Source organism: Rathayibacter sp. AY1A7 (assembly GCF_002930845.1).
Lineage (GTDB): Bacteria > Actinomycetota > Actinomycetes > Actinomycetales > Microbacteriaceae > Rathayibacter.
Genome location: NZ_PSTL01000007.1, coordinates 24,662 through 44,513, shown reverse-complemented (window position 1 = coordinate 44,513; position 19,852 = coordinate 24,662). Strand labels below are relative to the sequence as shown.

Below are 19,852 nucleotides of genomic sequence, written 5' to 3'. Positions count from 1 at the left end.
GGGCGTGCCCGTGATCCGCGTCGCCATCGCCGAGGACTCGGTCCTCCTGCGCGAGGGCCTGGTCCGCCTCTTCGAGGACGCGGGGTTCGCCTCCGTCGGCGCCTTCGGGGACGCGGACGCCCTGCTCGCCGATCTGGCGCGGGACCCGGCCGGCGTCGACGTCGCCGTGCTCGACGTCCGGATGCCGCCGACCTTCCGCGACGAGGGCGTCCGCGGGGCGCTGGAGATCCGCCGGCGCTACCCGCAGGTGTCGGTCCTGCTGCTCAGCCAGTACGTCGAGGTCACCTACGCGCAGGAGCTGCTCGGCTCCGGCGACGGCGGACTCGGCTACCTCCTGAAGGACCGGGTCGCCTCCGTGGAGGAGCTGCGCGACGCCGTCGAGCGCGTCGCGGCGGGCGGAACCGTCCTCGACCCGCAGGTCGTCGCCTCGCTCCTGCAGCGCAACCACGACCCGCTCGCCTCGCTGACCCCGCGGGAGCGGGAGGTGCTGGAGCAGATGGCCCAGGGGCGCACGAACGCGGGCATCGCCTCCGCTCTCTTCGTCGGCGTGGGCGCCGTGGAGAAGAACGTGACCGCGATCTTCCAGAAGCTCGGGCTCGAGGACTCGGGCTCCGACCACCGGCGGGTGCTGGCGGTCCTCGCCTTCCTGCGCGCCGGGCGCTGACCACCGGAGAAGAGGAGAACCCGATGCCGTCGAGTCCTGCGGAGGGCGCCCGCGTCCTCGCCCTGACCGGGGGACGCGCCCCGGAGATCGCCGACACCGCGTGGGTCGCTCCGGGCGCCACCGTGATCGGCTCCGTGCGCCTGGGGGAGCGGGCGAGCGTCTGGTACGGCGCCGTCCTGCGCGCCGAGCACGCGCGGATCGAGCTCGGCGCCGGCAGCAACCTCCAGGACGGCGTCGTCGTCCACGTCGACGCCGACTACGACGCGGTCATCGGCGCCGGAGTCTCGGTCGGGCACAACGCCGTGCTGCACGGCTGCACCCTCGAGGACGACGTGCTGGTCGGCATGAGCGCGACCGTCCTGAACGGGGCCGTCATCGGCACCGGCTCGCTGATCGCCGCGGGCGCCGTCGTCCTCGAGGGGACGGTCGTCCCGCCGGGCTCGCTCGTGGCGGGCGTCCCCGGGAGGGTCCGGCGGGAGCTGACGGAGGAGGAGCGCGAGGGCATCCGCCGGAACGCCGCCTCGTACCTCGCCCTGACGGAGGAGCACCGCGGCGCGGTCGGCTGAGCACGCCCGGAACGCCTCGGAACGACGAAGAGCCCCGGACATCCGGGGCTCTTCGAGAGGAGAGGGGCTGACGAGAATCGAACTCGCATCATCTGTTTGGAAGACAGAGGCTTTACCACTAAGCTACAGCCCCGGATCGGCGGCCAGACGACCGCGAACCGGTGCGACCGGGTCTCTCGACCGGGCACCAGGACAGCGTAGTACATCGCGCGAGCACCGTGGACACTCGGTCGTCCTCCGCCGCGCGGTTCCGGTCGCCGCTGCCGCGGTGCAGTACACTTGCGAAGGCCATTTCGGCGTGTCGCGCAAGCGCACGTGCGGGGACGGCTCGACGAGAGTCTCACGCACGGTGCCCAGGCCCGCGCATCCGGGGCGTAGCTCAGCTTGGCTAGAGCGCCCGCTTTGGGAGCGGGAGGTCGCAGGTTCGAATCCTGTCGCCCCGACCACGATTACTCATCGTGACGACATCGACCCGTGACGACCGTCATCCGGCGCCGACACCAACCAGCACAGGAGATCCCCTCACGTGAAGACCACGGTAGAACAGCTGAGCCCGACCCGCGTGAAGCTCGCGATTTCGGTCACCCCGGACGAGCTCGGCCCCAGCATCACGCACGCCTACGGCCACATCGCCGAGCAGATCAACGTCCCCGGCTTCCGCAAGGGCAAGGTCCCGCCCGCCATCGTCGACCAGCGCGTCGGCAAGGCCGCGGTGCTCGAGCACGCGGTCAACGAGGGCCTCGACGGCTTCTACCGCGAGGCCGTCCGCGAGACCGAGGTCCGCCCCCTGGGCCGCCCGCAGGCCGACATCGTCGCCTGGCCGAGCGACAAGGACTTCACCGGCGACCTCGAGCTCGCCATCGAGGTCGACGTGCGCCCCGAGATCACCGTCCCGGACTACGACGGCATCGAGCTCACCGTCGAGGCGGCCGAGGTCACCGACGCCGACGTCGACGCCGAGCTGGACAAGCTCCGCAGCCGCTTCGGCACCCTGGTCACCGTGGACCGCCCGGCGAAGACCGGCGACTTCGCGCAGATCGACCTGGTCGCCTCCATCGACGGCGTCGAGGTCGACACCGCCAACGCCATCTCCTACGAGCTCGGCTCGGGCGAGTTGATCGAGGGCATCGACGAGGCGCTCGACTCGCTCACCGCGGGCGAGAGCACCACGTTCACCGCTCCGCTGCTCGGCGGCGACCACGCCGGCGAGCAGGCCGAGATCGCCGTCGCGCTCACCGCCGTCAAGGAGCGCGAGCTCCCCGAGGCCGACGACGACTTCGCGCAGATCGCCAGCGAGTTCGACACCATCGCCGAGCTGCGCGAGTCGCTCAAGGAGCAGGCCGCTCAGCAGAAGACCTTCGGCCAGGGCGGCGAGGCCCGCGAGAAGCTCGTCGAGGCGCTGCTCGCCCTCGTCGAGGTCCCCGTGCCCGCCGGTCTCGTCGAGGACGAGGTGCACCGCCACCTCGAGGGCGAGAACCGCCTCGAGGACGACGAGCACCGCGCCGAGGTCAAGGAGGCCAGCGAGAAGACCTTCAAGACGCAGATCCTCCTCGACCACGTCGTCGAGCAGGAGAAGGTCCAGGTCAGCCAGGACGAGCTCACGCAGTACCTCATCCAGGGTGCGGCGCAGTACGGCATGGAGCCGAACGAGTTCATCAAGATCCTGTCCGAGAACAACCAGATCGGCCAGATGGTCGGCGAGGTCGCCCGCAACAAGGCGCTCGCGATCGTCCTCGGCAAGGCGAAGGTCACCGACACCGAGGGCAACGCCGTCGACCTGACCGCGTTCACCGCGGTCCCCGGTGACGACGAGGCCGTCGAGGCCTCCGACGAGGCCGTCGCCTCGGACGAGACCGAGGTCGTGGAGGAGGCTCAGGCCGCCGCCGACGCCGAGGTCCCCGCGGAGCCCGTCGCCGAGGAGCCCGCTGCCGAGGAGGAGCCCGCCCCGGCCCCCAAGAAGAAGCGCGCGCCGGCCAAGAAGAAGGCCGCCGCTCCCGCCGAGGAGACCCCGGCCGCGGAGTAGTCCCCGCGAGCACGTCAGGAGCCGCCCCCCGATCCGTCGGAGGGCGGCTCCTCTCGTTGCGGGGCTCCGGTCCGCCCCGGGCGAACACGGGCGACTCCCGCTCCGCCCCGGGCGAACACGGCCGGATCGGCCTGGCGGCGTCCGATAGATTCGCCTCCGAAGCGACAACTGAAACGGAGCAATACATGGCCGACATGGTTATGCCCAACAGTGTTTTCGACCGCCTGCTCAAGGACCGGATCATCTGGCTCGGTTCCGAGGTGCGCGACGAGAACGCGAACGAGATCGCCGCGAAGCTCCTGCTCCTGGCAGCCGAGGACTCCGAGCGGGACATCTACCTCTACATCAACTCGCCCGGCGGCTCCATCACCGCGGGCATGGCGATCTACGACACGATGCAGTTCGTCCCGAACGACATCGTGACCGTGGGCATCGGGATGGCGGCCTCCATGGGCCAGCTGCTCCTCACCGCCGGAACCCAGGGCAAGCGCTACATCACCCCGAACGCGCGGGTGCTCCTCCACCAGCCGCACGGCGGCTTCGGCGGCACGGCCTCCGACATCCAGACCCAGGCGCAGCTCATCCTCGACATGAAGAAGCGCCTCGCCGAGATCACCGCCAAGGCTACCGGCAAGACCGTCGAGCAGGTCAACGAGGACGGCGACCGCGACCGCTGGTTCAGCGCCGAGGAGGCCCTCGCCTACGGCTTCGTCGACCACATCCGCTCGTCGGCGACCGACGTGGCCGGCGGTGGCGGAACCGCCATCGACGAGTAGTCCAGCGAACGCGCCGAGAGATCAGGAACAGACAATGACCACACCCACCTTCGGCGGAACGGCGTTCGGCTCCGGAGCCGCACCGTCCTCGCGCTACATCCTCCCCACGTTCGAGGAGCGCACGGCCTACGGCTACAAGCGCCAGGACCCGTACGCCAAGCTCTTCGAGGACCGCATCATCTTCCTCGGCGTCCAGGTCGACGACGCCTCCGCGGACGACATCATGGCCCAGCTCCTCGTGCTCGAGAGCCAGGACCCGGACCGCGACATCGTCATGTACATCAACTCGCCCGGTGGATCCTTCACCGCGATGACGGCGATCTACGACACGATGCAGTACATCCGCCCGCACATCCAGACCGTCGTGCTCGGCCAGGCCGCCTCGGCCGCCGCCGTGCTCACCGCCGCGGGAACGCCCGGCAAGCGCCTCGCGCTGCCGAACGCGCGCATCCTCATCCACCAGCCCGCCGTGCAGCAGGGCGGGGGCCAGGCCTCGGACATCGAGATCCAGGCCGCCGAGATCATGCGCATGCGCGAGTGGCTCGAGGAGACGCTGTCGCACCACTCGAACCGCTCGATCGAGCAGGTCAAGAAGGACATCGACCGCGACAAGATCCTCGGCGCGAGCGACGCGCTCGAGTACGGGCTGATCGACCAGGTGCTCACCAGCCGCAAGAGCCTCCCGGCTCTCACGGCGTAGGGCGTCCAGGAGGGGCCGGGTGGCGGAGCGATCCGCCGCCCGGCCCCTCTCTGCGTCCTCCGTCGCCGTAGCAAAGCGCCACACGAGGCGCAAGGCACGGCGAATCCGGCCCGCCTGCCGAGCCCTCGCGGCTCAGCGGCTAGGCTCGGAGCAGTGTCAGGGGGCTCGTCCCGCTCGCACCGGCCGGAGCTCCGGGCTCCGTTGCACGACCGACCGACGCACGACAGACGCACGACAAGGAAGTGGGGCATCCCCGTGGCACGTATTGGCGAAAGCGCCGACCTGCTGAAGTGCTCCTTCTGCGGCAAGAGCCAGAAGCAGGTCCAGCAGCTCATCGCGGGACCGGGCGTCTACATCTGCGACGAGTGCGTCGAGCTCTGCAACGAGATCATCGAGGAGCGCCTCTCCGAGTCGAGCGAGGAGACGAGCCACGAGTTCGACCTCCCGAAGCCGAAGGAGATCTTCGGCTTCCTCGAGGAGTACGTGATCGGGCAGGAGCAGGCCAAGAAGGCCCTCGCCGTCGCCGTGTACAACCACTACAAGCGCGTGCGGGCCCGCAACACCATCACCGCCGCCGACGCGATCCACGACGAGGTCGAGATCGCCAAGAGCAACATCCTGCTCATCGGCCCCACGGGCTGCGGGAAGACCTACCTCGCCCAGACCCTCGCGAAGCGCCTCAACGTGCCCTTCGCCGTCGCGGACGCCACGGCCCTCACCGAGGCGGGCTACGTCGGCGAGGACGTCGAGAACATCCTCCTCAAGCTCATCCAGGCCGCCGACTACGACGTCAAGCGTGCCGAGACCGGCATCATCTACATCGACGAGGTCGACAAGATCGCGCGGAAGGCCGAGAACCCCTCGATCACGCGCGACGTCTCGGGCGAGGGAGTGCAGCAGGCACTGCTCAAGATCCTCGAGGGCACCGTCGCCTCCGTGCCCCCGCAGGGCGGGCGGAAGCACCCGCACCAGGAGTTCATCCAGATCGACACGACGAACGTCCTCTTCATCGTCGCCGGCGCCTTCGCCGGACTCGAGGACATCATCTCGTCGCGGGCGGGCAAGCGCGGCATCGGCTTCGGCGCCCCGCTGCACAACAAGGAAGACGAGATCAACATCTTCAGCGAGGTCCTCCCGGAGGACCTGCACAAGTTCGGGCTGATCCCCGAGTTCATCGGGCGCCTCCCCGTCGTCACGACGGTCACGCAGCTGGACCAGGTCGCGCTCATGCAGATCCTCACCGAGCCGCGCAACGCGCTCGTGAAGCAGTACCAGCGGATGTTCGAGATCGACGGCGTCGAGCTCGAGTTCGACCGGGGCGCTCTCGAGGCCATCGCGGACCTGGCGGTCCTCCGCCAGACCGGCGCCCGCGGACTGCGCGCGATCCTCGAGGAGGTGCTCGGCCCGATCATGTTCGAGGTGCCCTCCTCGGACGAGGTGGCGCGCGTCGTCGTCACCCGCGCCGCGGTGCTCGACAACGCGGCCCCGACGATCGTGCCCCACGCTCCCCGTCGCCAGGAGAAGAGCGCCTAGTCGCTCCCCGCCCCGCTCTGCCAGTTCACCGCGATTGGCCCGGCGGATCGTCGGGCGAGGCGCTCCTGCTTCCCTAACCTGGCGGAGCGCGCCGACTGCGCGTCCGGTCGCCTCGGTGCCGGTCGATCTTCCGGGAGGCTCCGCCATCGTCCAGCCGCTGCTCGCCGGGATCGTCGCCGCCCTGACCGGCTTCTCGAGCTCGTTCGCGATCGTGCTCGCCGGGGTGGTCGCGGTGGGCGCCACCGACGTGCAGGCAGCCTCGGGCCTCCTCGCCGTCTGCGTGCTGCAGGGGGTCCTCTGCATCGTGCTGAGCATCCGCTACCGCGTGCCGATGACCTTCGCCTGGAGCACGCCGGGAGCCGCCCTGCTGGCCGCGACCGCGACGCTCCCCGGTGGTTTCGACCGCGCGGTCGGGGCGTTCCTGGTCGCCTCCGCTCTGCTGGTGGTCACCGGGCTGTGGCCGGCGCTCGGGAGGCTCGTCGCGCGCATCCCGCGGCCGCTCGCGAACGCCATGCTCGCGGGCATCCTGTTCCCGCTCGTCCTGGCGCCGGTGCGCGCGGCGGTCGAGATCCCCGCGCTCGCGCTGCCGGTGATCCTGCTCTGGCTGCTGCTCCTGCGGCTCCTGCCCCGCTGGGCGGTGCCGGCCGCGATCGCCCTGGCGATCGTGCTGCTGATCGTGACGGACGGCGCGGCACTCGCCGGTGCGCCGCTGCTCCCCGTGCCGCAGTTCGTCGCTCCGGTGTTCGAGATCGGAGCGATGGTCGGGATCGGCCTGCCGCTCTACGTGGTCACCATGGCCGGGCAGAACATCCCGGGCATCGCGGTGCTGACGAGCTTCGGCTTCGCGGCCCACTCGCGTCCCGGGATCGTCTCGACCGGTGCTCTCTCGGGGGTCTCGGCGGTCTTCGGCGGCGTGCCGATCAACTACGCCGCGCTCAGCGCCGCGCTGACCGCGGGACCCGAGGCCTCGCCGCGGCCGGAGCAGCGCTGGGTCGCCTCGGTCTCGGCGGGCGCCTCCTACCTCGTGCTGGGCGTGTTCGCCGGAGCGGCCGCCGCGCTGGTGTCCTCCGCGAGCCCGCTGCTGATCGAGGCGGTCGCCGGTCTGGCGCTGCTGGGGGTGTTCGTGTCGGCGGTGCAGGCCGCTGTGGAGGACGCGCGGCTGCGGCTGCCGGCGGCGGCGACGCTCCTGGTCACCGCCTCCGGCACGACCATCGCGGGGATCGGATCGGCGTTCTGGGGCCTGGTCGTGGGACTCGTCCTCCTCGCCTGGCTCGTCCCCCGGCGCCGCTAGAGGAGGCCGCGGCGCGCGAGCAGCGGCTCGGTCCGCGCATCCCGCCCGCGGAACGCGCGGTACGCGTCGAGCGGATCGCGGGAGCCGCCGAGCTCGAGCACCCCGCGGCGGAAGCGCTCGCCCGCCGAGCGGTCGAGGCCGCCGTTCTCCTCGAACCACTCGACCGTGTCCGCGTCGAGGATCTCGCTCCAGATGTAGGAGTAGTAGCCCGCGGAGTAGCCGCCGGAGAAGACGTGCGCGAAGTACGTGCTGCGGTAGCGGGGCGGCACGGCGGGAAGGAGGAGGCCCGCGCCGTCGAGCACGTCGCGCTCGAAGGCGGCCGCGTCGCGCGGCTCGACCGGGGCCGGCAGGGAGTGCCAGGCGAGGTCGAGCAGGGCGGACGCCAGGTACTCGCTCGTCGCGAAGCCCTCGCCCCACAGCGCGGACGCCTCGAGGCGCTCGACGGTCCCCGCGGGCAGGGCCTCGCCGGTCTCGACGTGGCGGGCGTACTCGGCGAGGAGCCCGGGGCGGCGCACCCACGTCTCGTTCACCTGGCTCGGGAACTCGACGAAGTCCCGGAACACCGCGGTACCGGCGAAGCGCGGGTACCGCGTGCTCGCGAACAGGCCGTGCAGGGCGTGCCCGAACTCGTGGAAGAGCGTCTCCACCTCGTCGAGGCTGAGAAGGGCGGGCTCGCCCGGGCCTGGAGCCGACAGGTTCAGGTTGTTCACGACGACGGCGGAGTCGCCGAGCAGCGAGGTGCGGCTGGACAGGGAGTTCATCCACGCCCCGCCGCGCTTCGAGTCGCGGGTGAAGGGATCGAGCAGGAACAGGCCCAGCGGCGTCCCGTCCTCCTCGTGCACCTCGAACACGCGGACGTGCTCGCTGTAGCCGGCCAGGTCGCTCCGCTCCGAGAAGCGGACGCCGTAGAGACCGGTGGCGGCGGCGAACACGCCGTGCCGGAGCACCCGCTCCAGCTCGAAGAAGGGACGCAGTGCGCTGGAGTCGACGGAGTAGCTCTCCGACCGCACGCGCTCCTCGTAGTAGGCGCGGTCCCACGCCTCGATCGTGAAGCGCGGCGCTCCGGCGGCGTCGTGCTCGGCGTCGGCGGAGGCCTGCATCCGCTCGAGCTCGATCCTCGCGTTCCGGGCGGCGGGAGCGGCGAGCTCGCGCAGCAGCGACAGGACGCGCTCCGGCGAGCCCGCGGTCTGGCCCGAGATCACGAACTCGGCGTGCGAGGCCGCGCCCAGCAGAGCTGCGCGCTCGGCCCGCAGCGCGACGATGCGCTGCAGGGTCGCGGTGGTGTCGTGCGGCCCGCCTTCCGCACCGCGGCCGACAGAGGCGCGCAGGACGCGCTCGCGGACGCCGCGGTCGCGCAGACGCGCGAGCCAGGGGTGGCCGGAGTAGAGGGGCAGGGCGATCAGCCAGCCGTCGACACCGCGGTCGGCGGCGGCGCGCGCGGCGGCCGAGACGTCGGACTCGTCGAGCCCGTCGAGGCCGGCGACGTCCTCGAGAAGGACAGCCCGGTCGTTCGACTCGGCGAGCAGGTCCTTCTCGAAGCGCGTGGTCAGGGTCGAGAGCTGCTCGTTCAGCTCGCCGAGCCGTGCCTTCCCCACGTCGTCGAGGAGCGCACCGGAGCGCTCGAACCCGGTGATCCTCCGCTCGAGGAGGTAGGCCGTCTCGGCGTCGAGGTCGAGCTCCGTCGACTGCTCGGCGAGAGCGCGGAGACGGGCGAACAGGCGCGGGTCGAGGCTGATCGCATCGCTGTGGGCCGAGAGCAGCGGAGCGAGCTCGGCCTCCAGAGCGTCGGTGAGCGGAGTGCGGTCGGAGGCGGCGACGGTGAAGAAGACGGCGCTCACCCGGCGCAGCTCGCGGCCCGCCCGCTCGAGGGCGACGAGGGTGTTCTCGACGGTCGGCGGCTCGGAGGCGCCGGCGATCGCGTCGATCTCGGCGCGGTGCCGGCGGAGGGCCTCGAGGAACGCCGGGCGGTAGGCCTCGGGGTCGACGGCGGCGAAGTCGGGGAGCCCGTGGGGGAGTCCGCTCGGCTCGAGCAGGACGGCGACGGGATCGGGTGCGCTCATCCTGCGAGCCTAGAGCGCGAGCGGGGGAGAGGGCTCCGACTCAGGATCGCAGGACGCGCGCGCTCACCGGACTCGACGACCGCGCCGCGAAGGGGCGTCAGCCCCAGTCGTCGTCGTCCTCGCCCTCCACGCGGCCCTGCGGCTGCGTGATGTAGGCAGCATCCTCGTCAGGACGGTAGGTGATCGTCGTGCCGTCGTCGAGTTCGAGGACGGGCCTGCCCTCGAGCCAGGTGAGCGTCCAGCGCCAGTCGGCGGTCGCCGTGCCGGCCGCGGCGAGCTCGCCCTCGACGTCGCCGATGGCGGTGACGACGATCTCGGGGAGGGTCTGCGGCGGCACCTGGCCGACCGACCAGCGGGTTCCGAGCTGCATGGGAGGGGTCCTCTCGACGGTGGGGAGGGAGGCGGGACCATTCCCGCCTCCCGGGAGCGGCGCTACGCCTCGGTCTCGAGCTCGATGCCGACCGCGAGGGCGTCGCCCTCGGCGAAGTCGAGCGCCGCGATCCTGCCGACGGCCGCGAGGTCTCCCGCGGCGAGCCGGAGGGACGCGACGAGCTCGGCGGGCGCCGTCACCAGGGCGGAGCGGGCCGGCGTCTTCTGCGAGGCCTTCGCATCGGTCTTCGCGCGCCGGATGGCCGTGAGGACCGAGCTCGCCGCGGCCAGGACGGCGGGGTCACCGCCCAGTCCCTCGACGGTCGGCCAGGGGCGCAGGTGCACCGAGTCGTCGTGCGACCACGACCAGGTCTCCTCCGTCGCGAACGGCAGGAACGGCGCGAACAGGCGCTGGAGGACGTCGAGCGCCCGGTGCAGGGCGGCCGCGGCGGACGCGCCGTCCTCGCTGTACGCGCGCTCCTTCACCAGCTCCAGGTAGTCGTCGCAGAACGTCCAGAAGAACGCCTCCGTCGTCTCGAGAGCGCGGGCGTGGTCGTAGTTCTCGAGCGCCGTCGTCGCGTCGGCGACCACGGTGTCGAGGGTGGCCAGCATGCTGAGGTCGAGAGGGTCGGTGACCTCGGCGCCCTCGGCGAGAGGGAAGCCGTGGATGAACTTCGCCGCGTTGAGGATCTTGATCGCCAGTCGGCGGCCGATCTTGATCTGCGTCGGGTTCTGCGGGTCGAAGGCCGCGTCGGTACCCAGGCGCGAGGAGGCGGCCCAGTAGCGGACCGCGTCCGAGCCGTGCTGCTCGAGCATCGCGGCGGGAGTGACCACGTTGCCCTTCGACTTCGACATCTTCTTGCGGTCGGGGTCGACGATGAAGCCGGAGACGGTCGCCGTGCTCCACGGGGCGCGGCCGTCCTCGAGCTGCGAGCGCAGGAGGGTCGAGAAGAGCCAGGTGCGGATGATGTCCTGGCCCTGCGGGCGCAGGTCGTAGGGAGCGACCAGCTGCCAGAGCTCGTCGTCCCGCTCCCAGCCGCCCGCGAGCTGCGGGGTCAGCGAGGAGGTCGCCCAGGTGTCCATCACGTCGAGCTCGCCCTGGAAGCCGCCCGCCGCTCCGCGCTGGTCCTCCGTGTAGCCGGGGGCCGGGTCGCTGGAGGGATCCACCGGCAGCGCCGCCTCGTCCGGCACGATCGGGGAGTCGAAGACGGGGTTGCCGTCGCCGTCGAGCGGGTACCACACCGGGATCGGCACGCCGAAGAAGCGCTGGCGCGAGATCAGCCAGTCGCCGGAGAGGCCGTTCACCCAGTTCTCGTAGCGGACGCGCATGAACTCCGGCACGAAGCGCACGTCGCGGCCGAGCTCCAGCAGGCGCTCCTTGAGCACCGCGTCGCGAGCGCCGTTGCCGATGTACCACTGGCGGGTCGACACGATCTCGAGCGGCTTGTCGCCCTTCTCGAAGAACTTGACCTGGTGGGTGATGGGGCGCGGGTCGCCGACCATCTCGCCGGACTCCTTCAGCAGTGCCACGACGGCCTGCTTCGCGGAGAAGACGGTCTTGCCGGCGAGCTGCTCGTACGCGGCGCGGCCCCCGTCGCTCGTGATCGCGGCGGGCGCCTCCGAGATCAGGCGGCCGTCGAAGCCGATGATCGCGCGGTTGGGCAGGTCGAGCTCGCGCCACCAGACCACGTCCGTGATGTCGCCGAAGGTGCAGATCATCGCGATGCCCGAGCCCTTGTCCTTCTGCGCGAGGTGGTGCGCGAGCACCGGGACCTCGACGTCGAAGAGCGGCGTGCGGACGGTGGTGCCGAACAGCGCCTGGTAGCGCTCGTCGTCGGGGTGCGCGACGAGGGCGACGCAGGCCGGCAGCAGCTCGGGACGGGTCGTCTCGATGAAGACGTCCTCGCCGCCCTCGCGGTGGAAGCCGAGGCGGTGGTAGGCGCCGGGCTGGTCCTTGTCCTCGAGCTCCGCCTGGGCGACGGCGGTCCGGAAGGTGATGTCCCAGAGCGTCGGGGCCTGCGCCTGGTAGGCCTCGCCGCGGGCGAGGTTGCGGAGGAAGGCGCGCTGCGAGGCGGCCTGCGACTCGTCGCCGATGGTCCGGTAGCTCTGCGACCAGTCGACGGACAGGCCCAGGGCCCGCCAGACGTCCTCGAACTGCTTCTCGTCCTCGACGGTGAGGCGCTCGCACAGCTCGACGAAGTTGCGGCGCGAGATCGGCTTCTGGTCGGCGGCCTTGCTGCTCTTGTTGTCGCCGCCCTCGAACGGAGGCGTGAAGCCGGGCTCGTAGGGGAGCGTCGGGTCGCAGCGCACACCGTAGTAGTTCTGCACGCGGCGCTCGGTGGGCAGGCCGTTGTCGTCCCAGCCCATCGGGTAGAAGACGCTCTTGCCGCGCATCCGCTGGAACCGCGCGACGACGTCGGTGTGCGTGTAGGAGAAGACGTGCCCGATGTGCAGCGACCCGGACGCGGTGGGCGGCGGGGTGTCGATCGAGTAGACGTCGGCGCGGGTGAGGCCGGTGCGGTCGAACCGGTAGGTCCCGTCGGCCTGCCAGCGGAGGCCCCACGTGCCCTCCAGGCCCTCGAGGGCGGGCTTCGCGGGGAGGCGGTCGGCGAGGGTCATGATGCTCCGGTTCGCTATGGGCGGCACCGTGTCGGTGGTGATGGTGCCTGGATGGGGGCTCCGGGGCGAGTCGCCCGCCGGCCGCGACGATTCTACCGGAGCGGCGGGAGCCGGGTCAGTCGACGACGGGGGCGAAGCCGGCGCGGACGGGCGCGAGCGCCTCGTCGAGGTAGGGCACGAGCTCGCCGCGGGTGGGGCCCGCCGCGGCCCAGGCCTGCACGGCCGCCACCGCGGCTCCGACGCTCGCGTAGGCGATGGCGCGCGAGAGGTGCGAGGGCAGCGGGCGCGCGCTCCGCTCCTCCACGAAGCGGGCGATCACGGCCGCCTGCCGGGCGAGGCGGCCGAGGGCCGACGCCTGCAGCTCGTGGACGCTGCCGATCATCTCGGACTGGGTGAGCACCCACGGCACCGTCGCGGGTCCGAAGCCGGAGCCGATCGCGAGCAGCGCGTCGCCGAGCGCGTCCATCACCGGCGCCCCGGCCGCCGTCTCGGCCAGCGCCTCCGGGAGCTCGGCCAGCCGATCGTCGACCAGCACCCAGAAGACGTCGCTCTTGGACTCGAAGTAGTTGAAGAAGGTGTTGCGCGAGACGCCCGCGCGCTGGGCGATCTGCTCGATCGTCGTGCCCGCGTAGCTCTGCTCGACGAAGAGGTCCAGAGCGGCGTCCTCCAGCATGGAGCGCGACGACGCGCGGGGCCGTCCGCGCTGCACTCCTCGCACCATGACCCGCTCCTGCTCCGCTTCCCCCGACGCGCTAGGATAGCGCCGGACGACTTCGACCCGGCCATCACCGGTGAGTCTCCGGAAGAACGGCGCCGGCTCCGGCCTGCGCTCAGTAGACCCGGACGGGTGCGGCCCGTGACAGCCGATCGAGTGGGAACGCGTCAGCGGGCACTCCTCCGGGAGCGACCGGCCGACCGGTCCAAGCGAGGTGGTACCGCGACCCGGCCCGGGGTCTGAGATCCGGGCGGGCCGTCCTCGTGCAGACCAGCAGCACTGCCAGGAGACCGCACGTGACCTACCCCCTGACCCCGCCCACCCCGCACGGAGCCGAGCCAACCGAGGGCTCCGCGTTCGGCCGGGGCGTGTCCCCGTCGCCGCGCTTCCCCGAGATCGAGGAGCGCGTGCTCGCGTACTGGAAGGCGGACGACACCTTCCAGGAGTCGATCCGGCAGCGCGAGGGAGCGCCGGAGTGGGTCTTCTACGACGGCCCGCCCTTCGCCAACGGCCTGCCGCACTACGGGCACCTCCTCACCGGCTACGCCAAGGACGTCTTCCCCCGCTTCGAGACGATGCGCGGACGCCAGGTGCACCGCCGCTTCGGCTGGGACACCCACGGCCTGCCCGCCGAGCTCGAGGCGGAGCGGCAGCTCGGCATCACCGACAAGTCCCAGATCGAGGAGATGGGCGTCGCGGCCTTCAACGCCGCCGCGAAGGAGTCGGTGCTGCGCTACACCGGGGAGTGGCAGGACTACGTCACCCGCCAGGCGCGCTGGGTCGACTTCGACGACGACTACAAGACGCTCGACCCCACCTTCATGGAGTCGGTGATCTGGGCGTTCAAGCAGCTCTACGACAAGGGCCTCGCCTACGAGGGCCACCGCGTGCTGCCGTACTGCTGGCGCGACCAGACGCCGCTCTCGAACCACGAGCTGCGGATGGACGACGACGTCTACAAGATGCGCCAGGACCAGACGGTCACCGTCACCTTCCCGCTGGTCGGCGAGACGGCGGAGGCGCTCCAGCTGACGGCGGTCCGCGCTCTCGCGTGGACGACGACGCCGTGGACGCTGCCGACGAACCTCGCGCTCGCCGTCGGGCCCGACATCGAGTACGCGGTCGTCCCCGCCGGCCCGAACGGCGCGGCCGACGGCAGGGGCGAGCCCGAGGAGCGCGAGCTCTCGGCCGAGTACCTGCTCGCCATCGACCAGGTCGGCGCCTACGCGAAGGACCTCGGCTATCCGGACGCGGAGTCGGCCCTGGCCGCCGTCTCGCGCACCCACCGCGGCTCCGAGCTCGAGGGGATCAGCTACGACCGCCTCTGGGACCACTACGCGGACACCGAGGCCTGGGGCACGCAGAACGCGTGGCGAATCCTCGTCGCCGACTACGTGACGACCAGCGAGGGCACCGGCATCGTGCACCAGGCGCCCGCCTACGGCGAGGACGACCAGAAGGTCTGCGAGGCGGCGGGCATCCCCGTCATCATCTCGGTCGACGACGGCGGCCGCTTCCTGCCGCAGATCAGCGAGGTCGCCGGCCTCCAGGTCTTCGACGCGAACAAGCCCCTCACGCAGCTCCTGCGCGCGGGCCACCGGCTGCTCCGCCAGGCGAGCTACGAGCACTCGTACCCGCACTGCTGGCGCTGCCGCAATCCGCTGATCTACAAGGCGGTCTCGAGCTGGTTCGTCCGCGTCACCGCGATCCGCGACCGCATGGAGGAGCTCAACCAGGAGATCACCTGGGTCCCCGAGAACGTCAAGGACGGCCAGTTCGGCAAGTGGCTCTCGGGCGCGCGCGACTGGTCCATCAGCCGCAACCGCTACTTCGGCTCGCCGATCCCGGTGTGGAAGAGCGACGACCCGGAGTACCCGCGGATCGACGTCTACGGCTCGCTGGACGAGCTGGAGCGCGACTTCGGCGTGCGCCCGGACGACCTGCACCGGCCGTTCATCGACGAGCTGACCCGCCCGAACCCCGACGACCCGACCGGGCGCTCGACGATGCGCCGGATCAGCGACGTCCTCGACGTCTGGTTCGACTCCGGATCGATGCCCTTCGCCCAGGTGCACTACCCGTTCGAGAACGCGGACTGGTTCGACACCCACAACCCGGCGGACTTCATCGTCGAGTACATCGGGCAGACGCGCGGCTGGTTCTACACGCTGCACGTGCTCTCCACCGCGCTCTTCGACCGCCCGGCGTTCCGCAACGTGGTCAGCCACGGCATCGTGCTGGGCAACGACGGGCAGAAGATGTCCAAGTCGCTGCGCAACTACCCGGACGTGGCCGAGGTCTTCGACCGCGACGGCTCCGACGCCATGCGCTGGTTCCTGATGTCGAGCCCGGTCCTCCGGGGCGGCAACCTCGTCGTGACGGAGGAGGGCATCCGCGAGGGCGTCCGCCAGGTGCTGCTGCCGCTGTGGAGCACCTGGTACTTCTTCTCCCTCTACGCCAACGCCTCGGCGGGCGGCGGCTACGAGGCGACCAGGCGCACCGGCTCCGAGGACGTCCTCGACCGCTACCTGCTGGCCAAGACCCGCGATCTGGTCGAGACCGTGACCGGCCGGCTCGAGGCGCTGGACTCCACGCTCGCGGCCGCCGCGCTCCGCGACTTCAGCGACGTGCTCACGAACTGGTACGTGCGCCGCTCCCGCGACCGCTTCTGGCAGGGCGTCGACGAGGACGGCCGCGGATCGGAGGCGTTCGACACGCTCTACACGGTCCTCGAGACCGTGTGCCGCGTCGCCGCCCCGCTCCTGCCTCTCGTCACGGAGCAGATCTGGCAGGGCCTGACCGGCGGCCGCAGCGTCCACCTCACCGACTGGCCGGAGGCGGACGAGTTCCCCGCCGACCCGGCGCTCGTGCACGCGATGGACGCGGTCCGCGGCATCTCGTCCACCGCGCTCTCCCTCCGCAAGCAGGCCGGGCTCCGCGTCCGCCTGCCGCTCGCGCGCCTGACCGTGGTGGTCGCCGACGCCGCCGAGCTCGCGCCGTTCGAGGCGATCCTCCGCGACGAGCTGAACGTGAAGGAGGTGTCGCTGGTGCCGCTGGTCGACTCCAGCGCCGCCGACTACGGCGTCACCTCCCGTCTCGCGGTCAACGCGCGCGCCGCCGGGCCCCGGCTCGGCAAGGGCGTGCAGACCGTGATCAGGGCCGCCAAGGCCGGCGACTGGAGCGAGACGGACGGCGTCGTCACCGCCGGCGGCGTCGAGCTGGTCGAGGGCGAGTACGAGCTCACGCTCGAGGTCGGCGGCTCGGCCGGCGACGACCGCGCCATCGCCCTGCTCCCGCGCGGGGGCTTCGTGCTCCTCGACACGGCGACCACCCCCGAGCTCGAAGCGGAGGGGCTCGCCCGCGACCTCATCCGCGCGGTGCAGGACGCCCGCAAGGCGGCCGGGTTCGAGGTCAGCGACCGGATCGTCCTGGAGGTCGTGCTCGACGAGCCGAGCCTGCAGGCGCTCGAGCCGCACGCGCTCTGGATCGCGGAGGAGACCCTCGCGACCGGATGCGCGTTCACTCCGCTCACCACGGCTCTCGAGGGCGGCGAGGGCGCGATCGCCGTCGGCCCCGCGGGCACCGCCATCATCCGCGTCGAGAAGGTCGAGGCCGCCGATGTCTGATCCGTTCGAGCCGGACGACGCCGACCGCGCGGCCGCCGACGCCGTCTACGCCGCGCTGCTGGAGCGCCTGGGCGAGGCGAGCGTCCGCCCGCGCCTCGCTCCGACCCGGCGCGCCGTCGAGATCCTCGGCGACCCGCAGCGCGCCTACCCGGTGATCCAGATCGCCGGAACCAACGGCAAGACCTCGACCAGCCGGATGATCGAGAGCCTGCTGCGCGCCCACGGGCTGCGGGTGGGCCTGTTCACCAGTCCGCACCTCGAGCGCTTCAACGAGCGCATCGTCATCGACGGAGAGCCGATCTCGGACCGGAGCCTCGCCGACAACTGGCAGGACGTCGAGCCGTACCTGCGGATGACCGACGCCGAGCTGGCCGAGCAGGGCGAGGCGCCGCTGTCCTTCTTCGAGGCGATCACCGTCCTGGCCTACGCGGCCTTCGCCGACGCGCCGGTCGATGTGGCCGTCGTCGAGGTGGGGATGGGCGGCGAGTGGGACTCGACGAACGTCGCCGACGCGCAGGTCGCCGTCTTCACGCCGATCGCCCTCGACCACACCGACCGCCTCGGCTCGACGATCGAGGAGATCGCGCGCACCAAGTCGGGCATCGTCAAGCCGCTCGCATCGGTGGTCTCCGCGAGGCAGGTCCCGGAGGCGGAGGCGGTGCTGCGGCACGCGGCCGAGGCCACCGAGTCGACGATCGTCGTCGAGGGGGCGGAGTTCGACGTCGAGTCGACGACCGTCGCCGTCGGCGGCCAGGTCGTCACCGTCCGGGGACTCGTCACCACGTACGAGCAGCTGCTGCTGCCGTTCTTCGGCGACCACCAGGCCGAGAACGCCGCCGTGGCCGTCGCCGCGGTCGAGACGTTCCTGGGAGGCGGGACGCAGGAGCTCACCGGCGACGTCCTCGACGAGGGCTTCGCCGCCGCGACCTCCCCGGGCCGCCTGCAGCTCGTCGGACTCGCTCCGCGCACCGTCGTCGACGCGGCGCACAACCCGCACGGTGCCGCGTCCCTCGCCGCCGCTCTCGGCCGCTACTTCGACTTCGACCGCGTGACGGCCGTCCTCGGCGTGCTGGCCGAGAAGGACGCCGAGGGGATCCTCCGGGAGCTCCGCCCCGTGGTGGACGAGCTGATCCTGACCACGGCGCCGAGCGATCGGGCGATGCCCGCCGAGGAGCTCGCCGCGCTCGCCCGCACCGTGTTCCCGGAGGAGGCGGTCCGCGTCGCCGACGACCCGCTGGGTGCTCTCACGGCCGGTCGCGTCCTCGCGGCGCGCACCGACAAGGGCGCCCTGCTGGTCACGGGCTCGATCACCCTCGTCGGCCGCACGATCACCGCGGCCCGCGACGAGAACTGGATGGGCGCGTGAGGGCCGGACGCCCGCGGCGCTCGCGGACCGTCCGGGAGAGCCTCGGCTCGATCGTGCTCGGCTTCGAGGCGGTCATCGTCTTCCTCGCCACCCTGGTCGCCTTCGGGCTGAAGGCGGCCGACCCCGTGGTCGTGCTGGTCGGGGGAGCGGTGGTCTGCCTCGCGCTCGTCGCCACTCTGGGCCTGCTGAACCGGCCGGTCGGCTTCCGCATCGGCTGGGTGCTCCAGTTCGTTATCGTGGCCTCGGGCCTGCTGGTCCCGATCATGTACGTGATCGGCGCCGCCTTCGTGGCGCTGTGGACGTACTGCATGGTGACCGGCACCCGCCTCGACGCTCAGACGCGCCGGGCGGCGGAGCCCACCGACCCCACCGAAGGAGACCGCTGAACCATGGCCACCCAGGAGACCCTCGTCCTCGTCAAGCCCGACGGCGTCGCCCGCAACCTCACCGGCGAGATCCTCCGCCGCATCGAGGCGAAGGGCTACTCCCTCGTCGACGTGAAGCTCGTCGAGGCCGACCGCGAGCTGCTCGCCGCCCACTACGCCGAGCACGAGGGCAAGCCCTTCTACGAGCCGCTCGTCGAGTTCATGGAGAGCGGCCCGATCGTCGCCCTGCGCATCGCGGGCGACCGCGTGATCGAGGGCTTCCGCGCCCTCGCCGGCACCACCGACCCGACCACGGCCGCTCCCGGCACCATCCGCGGCGACCTCGGCCGCGACTGGGGCCTCAAGGTCCAGCAGAACCTCGTGCACGGGTCCGACTCCGAGGAATCGGCCGCGCGCGAGCTCGGCCTCTGGTTCGCCTGAGCCGCTCGGCCGCCTGCCTCTGACGACGTCCGTCAGAGGTAGGCGAGCACGTTCAGCCTCACCTGCGCGATCACCGCGATCAGCAGGTAGCAGAGCAGCGTGATGAACGGGACCCAGCCGTAGGCGGCACCCGCGAAGCGGCGCACCCCGGCGGGGGCGGGGAACACGCCCTCACGGAGGTTGCGGAGCGTCACCAGCCAGAAGCCCGGGATGACGACGGCCCAGGTGAGCATGCACCAGGGGCAGAGCGTCCCGAGCGCGAAGACGCTCGTCGCGATGAGCCAGCCCACGAACACCAGGGCCAGCAGGAAGCCGACGTTGAAGGACGCCCAGAACCATCGGTCGAACCGGGCGCCCGCGAGCAGGCCCAACCCCACCACGATCGGCGCGATCCAGGCCGCCAGGCCGATGAGAGGGTTCGGGAAGCCGAAGACCGCGCCCTGCGCCGAGTTCAGGTTCGCACTGCACTGCACGAGCAGGCTGAAGTCGCAGCCGAGGCCCGCATCCGGGTTCTCGAGAGCGGCGAACTTGTCGTTCGTGAGGGCGAAGGCGGCGGTCCAGCCGATCACGCCGAGGACGATCAGCAGGACGGCGAAGACGACGGGGCGCTGCTGGGTGGGGGCGTCGCGCACCCCGGGATCGCTGGACACCGGGGGATTATGGCACGCGCCGGATCGGCGCCTCTGGGAATGCGTGCGATAATCGGAGCCGTCGGTCCGGGGGACCCCGCATCGACGC

16 protein-coding genes and 2 tRNA genes are annotated in these 19,852 nt (G+C 71.6%); 12 read left to right on the top strand and 6 right to left on the bottom strand.

What is annotated here, in order from left to right:
• Nucleotides 1–4: 4 nt before the first annotated feature.
• Both C5B95_RS07675 and C5B95_RS07670 read left to right on the top strand, forming a co-directional pair.
• Nucleotides 5–664: a response regulator transcription factor gene (locus C5B95_RS07675; RefSeq protein ID WP_104348875.1), complete on the top strand. Its 660-nt coding sequence runs from the start codon at nt 5–7 to the stop codon at nt 662–664.
• Nucleotides 665–687: 23 nt separating this feature from the next.
• Nucleotides 688–1,230, top strand: a complete 543-nt coding sequence (locus tag C5B95_RS07670; protein ID WP_104226728.1) for a gamma carbonic anhydrase family protein — start codon at nt 688–690, stop codon at nt 1,228–1,230.
• 62 nt (nt 1,231–1,292) lie between these two features.
• Here the strand turns inward: C5B95_RS07670 and C5B95_RS07665 are convergent.
• Nucleotides 1,293–1,363 (bottom strand) — tRNA-Gly (locus tag C5B95_RS07665).
• Nucleotides 1,364–1,598: 235 nt separating this feature from the next.
• Between C5B95_RS07665 and C5B95_RS07660 the strand changes: the two genes are divergently transcribed.
• The 6 genes from C5B95_RS07660 to C5B95_RS07635 all read left to right on the top strand — a co-directional run bounded on the left by C5B95_RS07660 (nt 1,599) and on the right by C5B95_RS07635 (nt 7,553).
• Nucleotides 1,599–1,676, top strand: a tRNA-Pro gene (locus tag C5B95_RS07660).
• 80 nt (nt 1,677–1,756) lie between these two features.
• Nucleotides 1,757–3,253, top strand: a complete 1,497-nt coding sequence (tig, locus tag C5B95_RS07655; RefSeq protein ID WP_104232539.1) for a trigger factor — start codon at nt 1,757–1,759, stop codon at nt 3,251–3,253.
• A gap of 185 nt (nt 3,254–3,438) precedes the next feature.
• Complete coding sequence (locus tag C5B95_RS07650) at nt 3,439–4,029, top strand: ATP-dependent Clp protease proteolytic subunit (protein ID WP_097165884.1); 591 nt, start codon at nt 3,439–3,441, stop codon at nt 4,027–4,029.
• 34 nt (nt 4,030–4,063) lie between these two features.
• Nucleotides 4,064–4,729, top strand: coding sequence for an ATP-dependent Clp protease proteolytic subunit (locus C5B95_RS07645; RefSeq protein ID WP_068253282.1), 666 nt, complete (start codon nt 4,064–4,066; stop codon nt 4,727–4,729).
• Between the two features lie 255 nt (nt 4,730–4,984).
• A complete protein-coding gene (gene clpX, locus C5B95_RS07640) occupies nt 4,985–6,262 on the top strand; it encodes an ATP-dependent Clp protease ATP-binding subunit ClpX (RefSeq protein WP_104223693.1) in 1,278 nt (425 codons plus the stop codon).
• A gap of 115 nt (nt 6,263–6,377) precedes the next feature.
• Nucleotides 6,378–7,553, top strand: coding sequence for a benzoate/H(+) symporter BenE family transporter (locus C5B95_RS07635; protein ID WP_104348874.1), 1,176 nt, complete (start codon nt 6,378–6,380; stop codon nt 7,551–7,553).
• Here C5B95_RS07635 and C5B95_RS07630 read toward each other — a convergent pair.
• The 4 genes from C5B95_RS07630 to C5B95_RS07615 form a co-directional block, all read right to left on the bottom strand.
• Nucleotides 7,550–9,613 carry a M3 family metallopeptidase gene (locus C5B95_RS07630; RefSeq protein ID WP_104348873.1) on the bottom strand — a complete coding sequence of 688 codons (2,064 nt, stop codon included), beginning with the start codon at nt 9,611–9,613 and terminating at the stop codon, nt 7,550–7,552. The genes C5B95_RS07635 and C5B95_RS07630 overlap by 4 nt on opposite strands.
• A gap of 97 nt (nt 9,614–9,710) precedes the next feature.
• On the bottom strand, nt 9,711–9,983 hold the full coding sequence (locus C5B95_RS07625; protein ID WP_104250565.1) for a hypothetical protein: 273 nt from the start codon (nt 9,981–9,983) through the stop codon (nt 9,711–9,713).
• A 62-nt stretch (nt 9,984–10,045) separates the two neighbouring features.
• Nucleotides 10,046–12,601: a valine--tRNA ligase gene (valS, locus tag C5B95_RS07620; RefSeq protein WP_104348872.1), complete on the bottom strand. Its 2,556-nt coding sequence runs from the start codon at nt 12,599–12,601 to the stop codon at nt 10,046–10,048.
• Nucleotides 12,602–12,716: 115 nt separating this feature from the next.
• Nucleotides 12,717–13,322 (bottom strand): TetR/AcrR family transcriptional regulator, encoded by a 606-nt coding sequence (locus tag C5B95_RS07615; RefSeq protein ID WP_104239720.1) that lies wholly within the window; start codon nt 13,320–13,322, stop codon nt 12,717–12,719.
• 290 nt (nt 13,323–13,612) lie between these two features.
• Here C5B95_RS07615 and ileS point away from each other — a divergent pair, with 290 nt between their 5' ends.
• The 4 genes from ileS to ndk are packed head-to-tail and all read left to right on the top strand — an operon-like array spanning nt 13,613 to nt 19,114.
• Nucleotides 13,613–16,942: an isoleucine--tRNA ligase gene (gene ileS, locus C5B95_RS07610; protein WP_374954092.1), complete on the top strand. Its 3,330-nt coding sequence runs from the start codon at nt 13,613–13,615 to the stop codon at nt 16,940–16,942.
• The gene (locus C5B95_RS07605; RefSeq protein ID WP_104327685.1) at nt 16,935–18,308 is read left to right on the top strand and encodes a folylpolyglutamate synthase/dihydrofolate synthase family protein; all 1,374 of its coding nucleotides are present in this window, start codon (nt 16,935–16,937) and stop codon (nt 18,306–18,308) included. The genes ileS and C5B95_RS07605 overlap by 8 nt, the downstream gene beginning before the upstream one ends.
• Nucleotides 18,305–18,694, top strand: a complete 390-nt coding sequence (locus C5B95_RS07600; protein WP_104262805.1) for a DUF4233 domain-containing protein — start codon at nt 18,305–18,307, stop codon at nt 18,692–18,694. Before C5B95_RS07605 ends, C5B95_RS07600 begins: the two co-directional genes overlap by 4 nt.
• Before the next feature lie 3 nt (nt 18,695–18,697).
• Entirely contained in the window at nt 18,698–19,114 is a 417-nt protein-coding gene (gene ndk, locus C5B95_RS07595) for a nucleoside-diphosphate kinase (protein WP_104223686.1), read from the top strand.
• A 32-nt stretch (nt 19,115–19,146) separates the two neighbouring features.
• Here the strand turns inward: ndk and C5B95_RS07590 are convergent, their stop codons facing one another.
• A complete protein-coding gene (locus tag C5B95_RS07590; RefSeq protein ID WP_258059863.1) occupies nt 19,147–19,764 on the bottom strand; it encodes a vitamin K epoxide reductase family protein in 618 nt (205 codons plus the stop codon).
• Between the last annotated feature and the right edge of the window lie 88 nt (nt 19,765–19,852).

Coding starts and splice junctions, on each gene's coding strand:
- C5B95_RS07650 (WP_097165884.1), top strand. CDS start 3,439: ATGGCCGACATGGTTATGCCCAACAGTGTTTTCGACCGCCTGCTCAAG.
- C5B95_RS07605 (WP_104327685.1), top strand. CDS start 16,935: ATGTCTGATCCGTTCGAGCCGGACGACGCCGACCGCGCGGCCGCCGAC.
- C5B95_RS07625 (WP_104250565.1), bottom strand. CDS start 9,983: ATGCAGCTCGGAACCCGCTGGTCGGTCGGCCAGGTGCCGCCGCAGACC.
- C5B95_RS07630 (WP_104348873.1), bottom strand. CDS start 9,613: ATGAGCGCACCCGATCCCGTCGCCGTCCTGCTCGAGCCGAGCGGACTC.
- C5B95_RS07645 (WP_068253282.1), top strand. CDS start 4,064: ATGACCACACCCACCTTCGGCGGAACGGCGTTCGGCTCCGGAGCCGCA.
- valS (WP_104348872.1), bottom strand. CDS start 12,601: ATGACCCTCGCCGACCGCCTCCCCGCGAAGCCCGCCCTCGAGGGCCTG.
- C5B95_RS07670 (WP_104226728.1), top strand. CDS start 688: ATGCCGTCGAGTCCTGCGGAGGGCGCCCGCGTCCTCGCCCTGACCGGG.
- ndk (WP_104223686.1), top strand. CDS start 18,698: ATGGCCACCCAGGAGACCCTCGTCCTCGTCAAGCCCGACGGCGTCGCC.
- C5B95_RS07615 (WP_104239720.1), bottom strand. CDS start 13,322: ATGGTGCGAGGAGTGCAGCGCGGACGGCCCCGCGCGTCGTCGCGCTCC.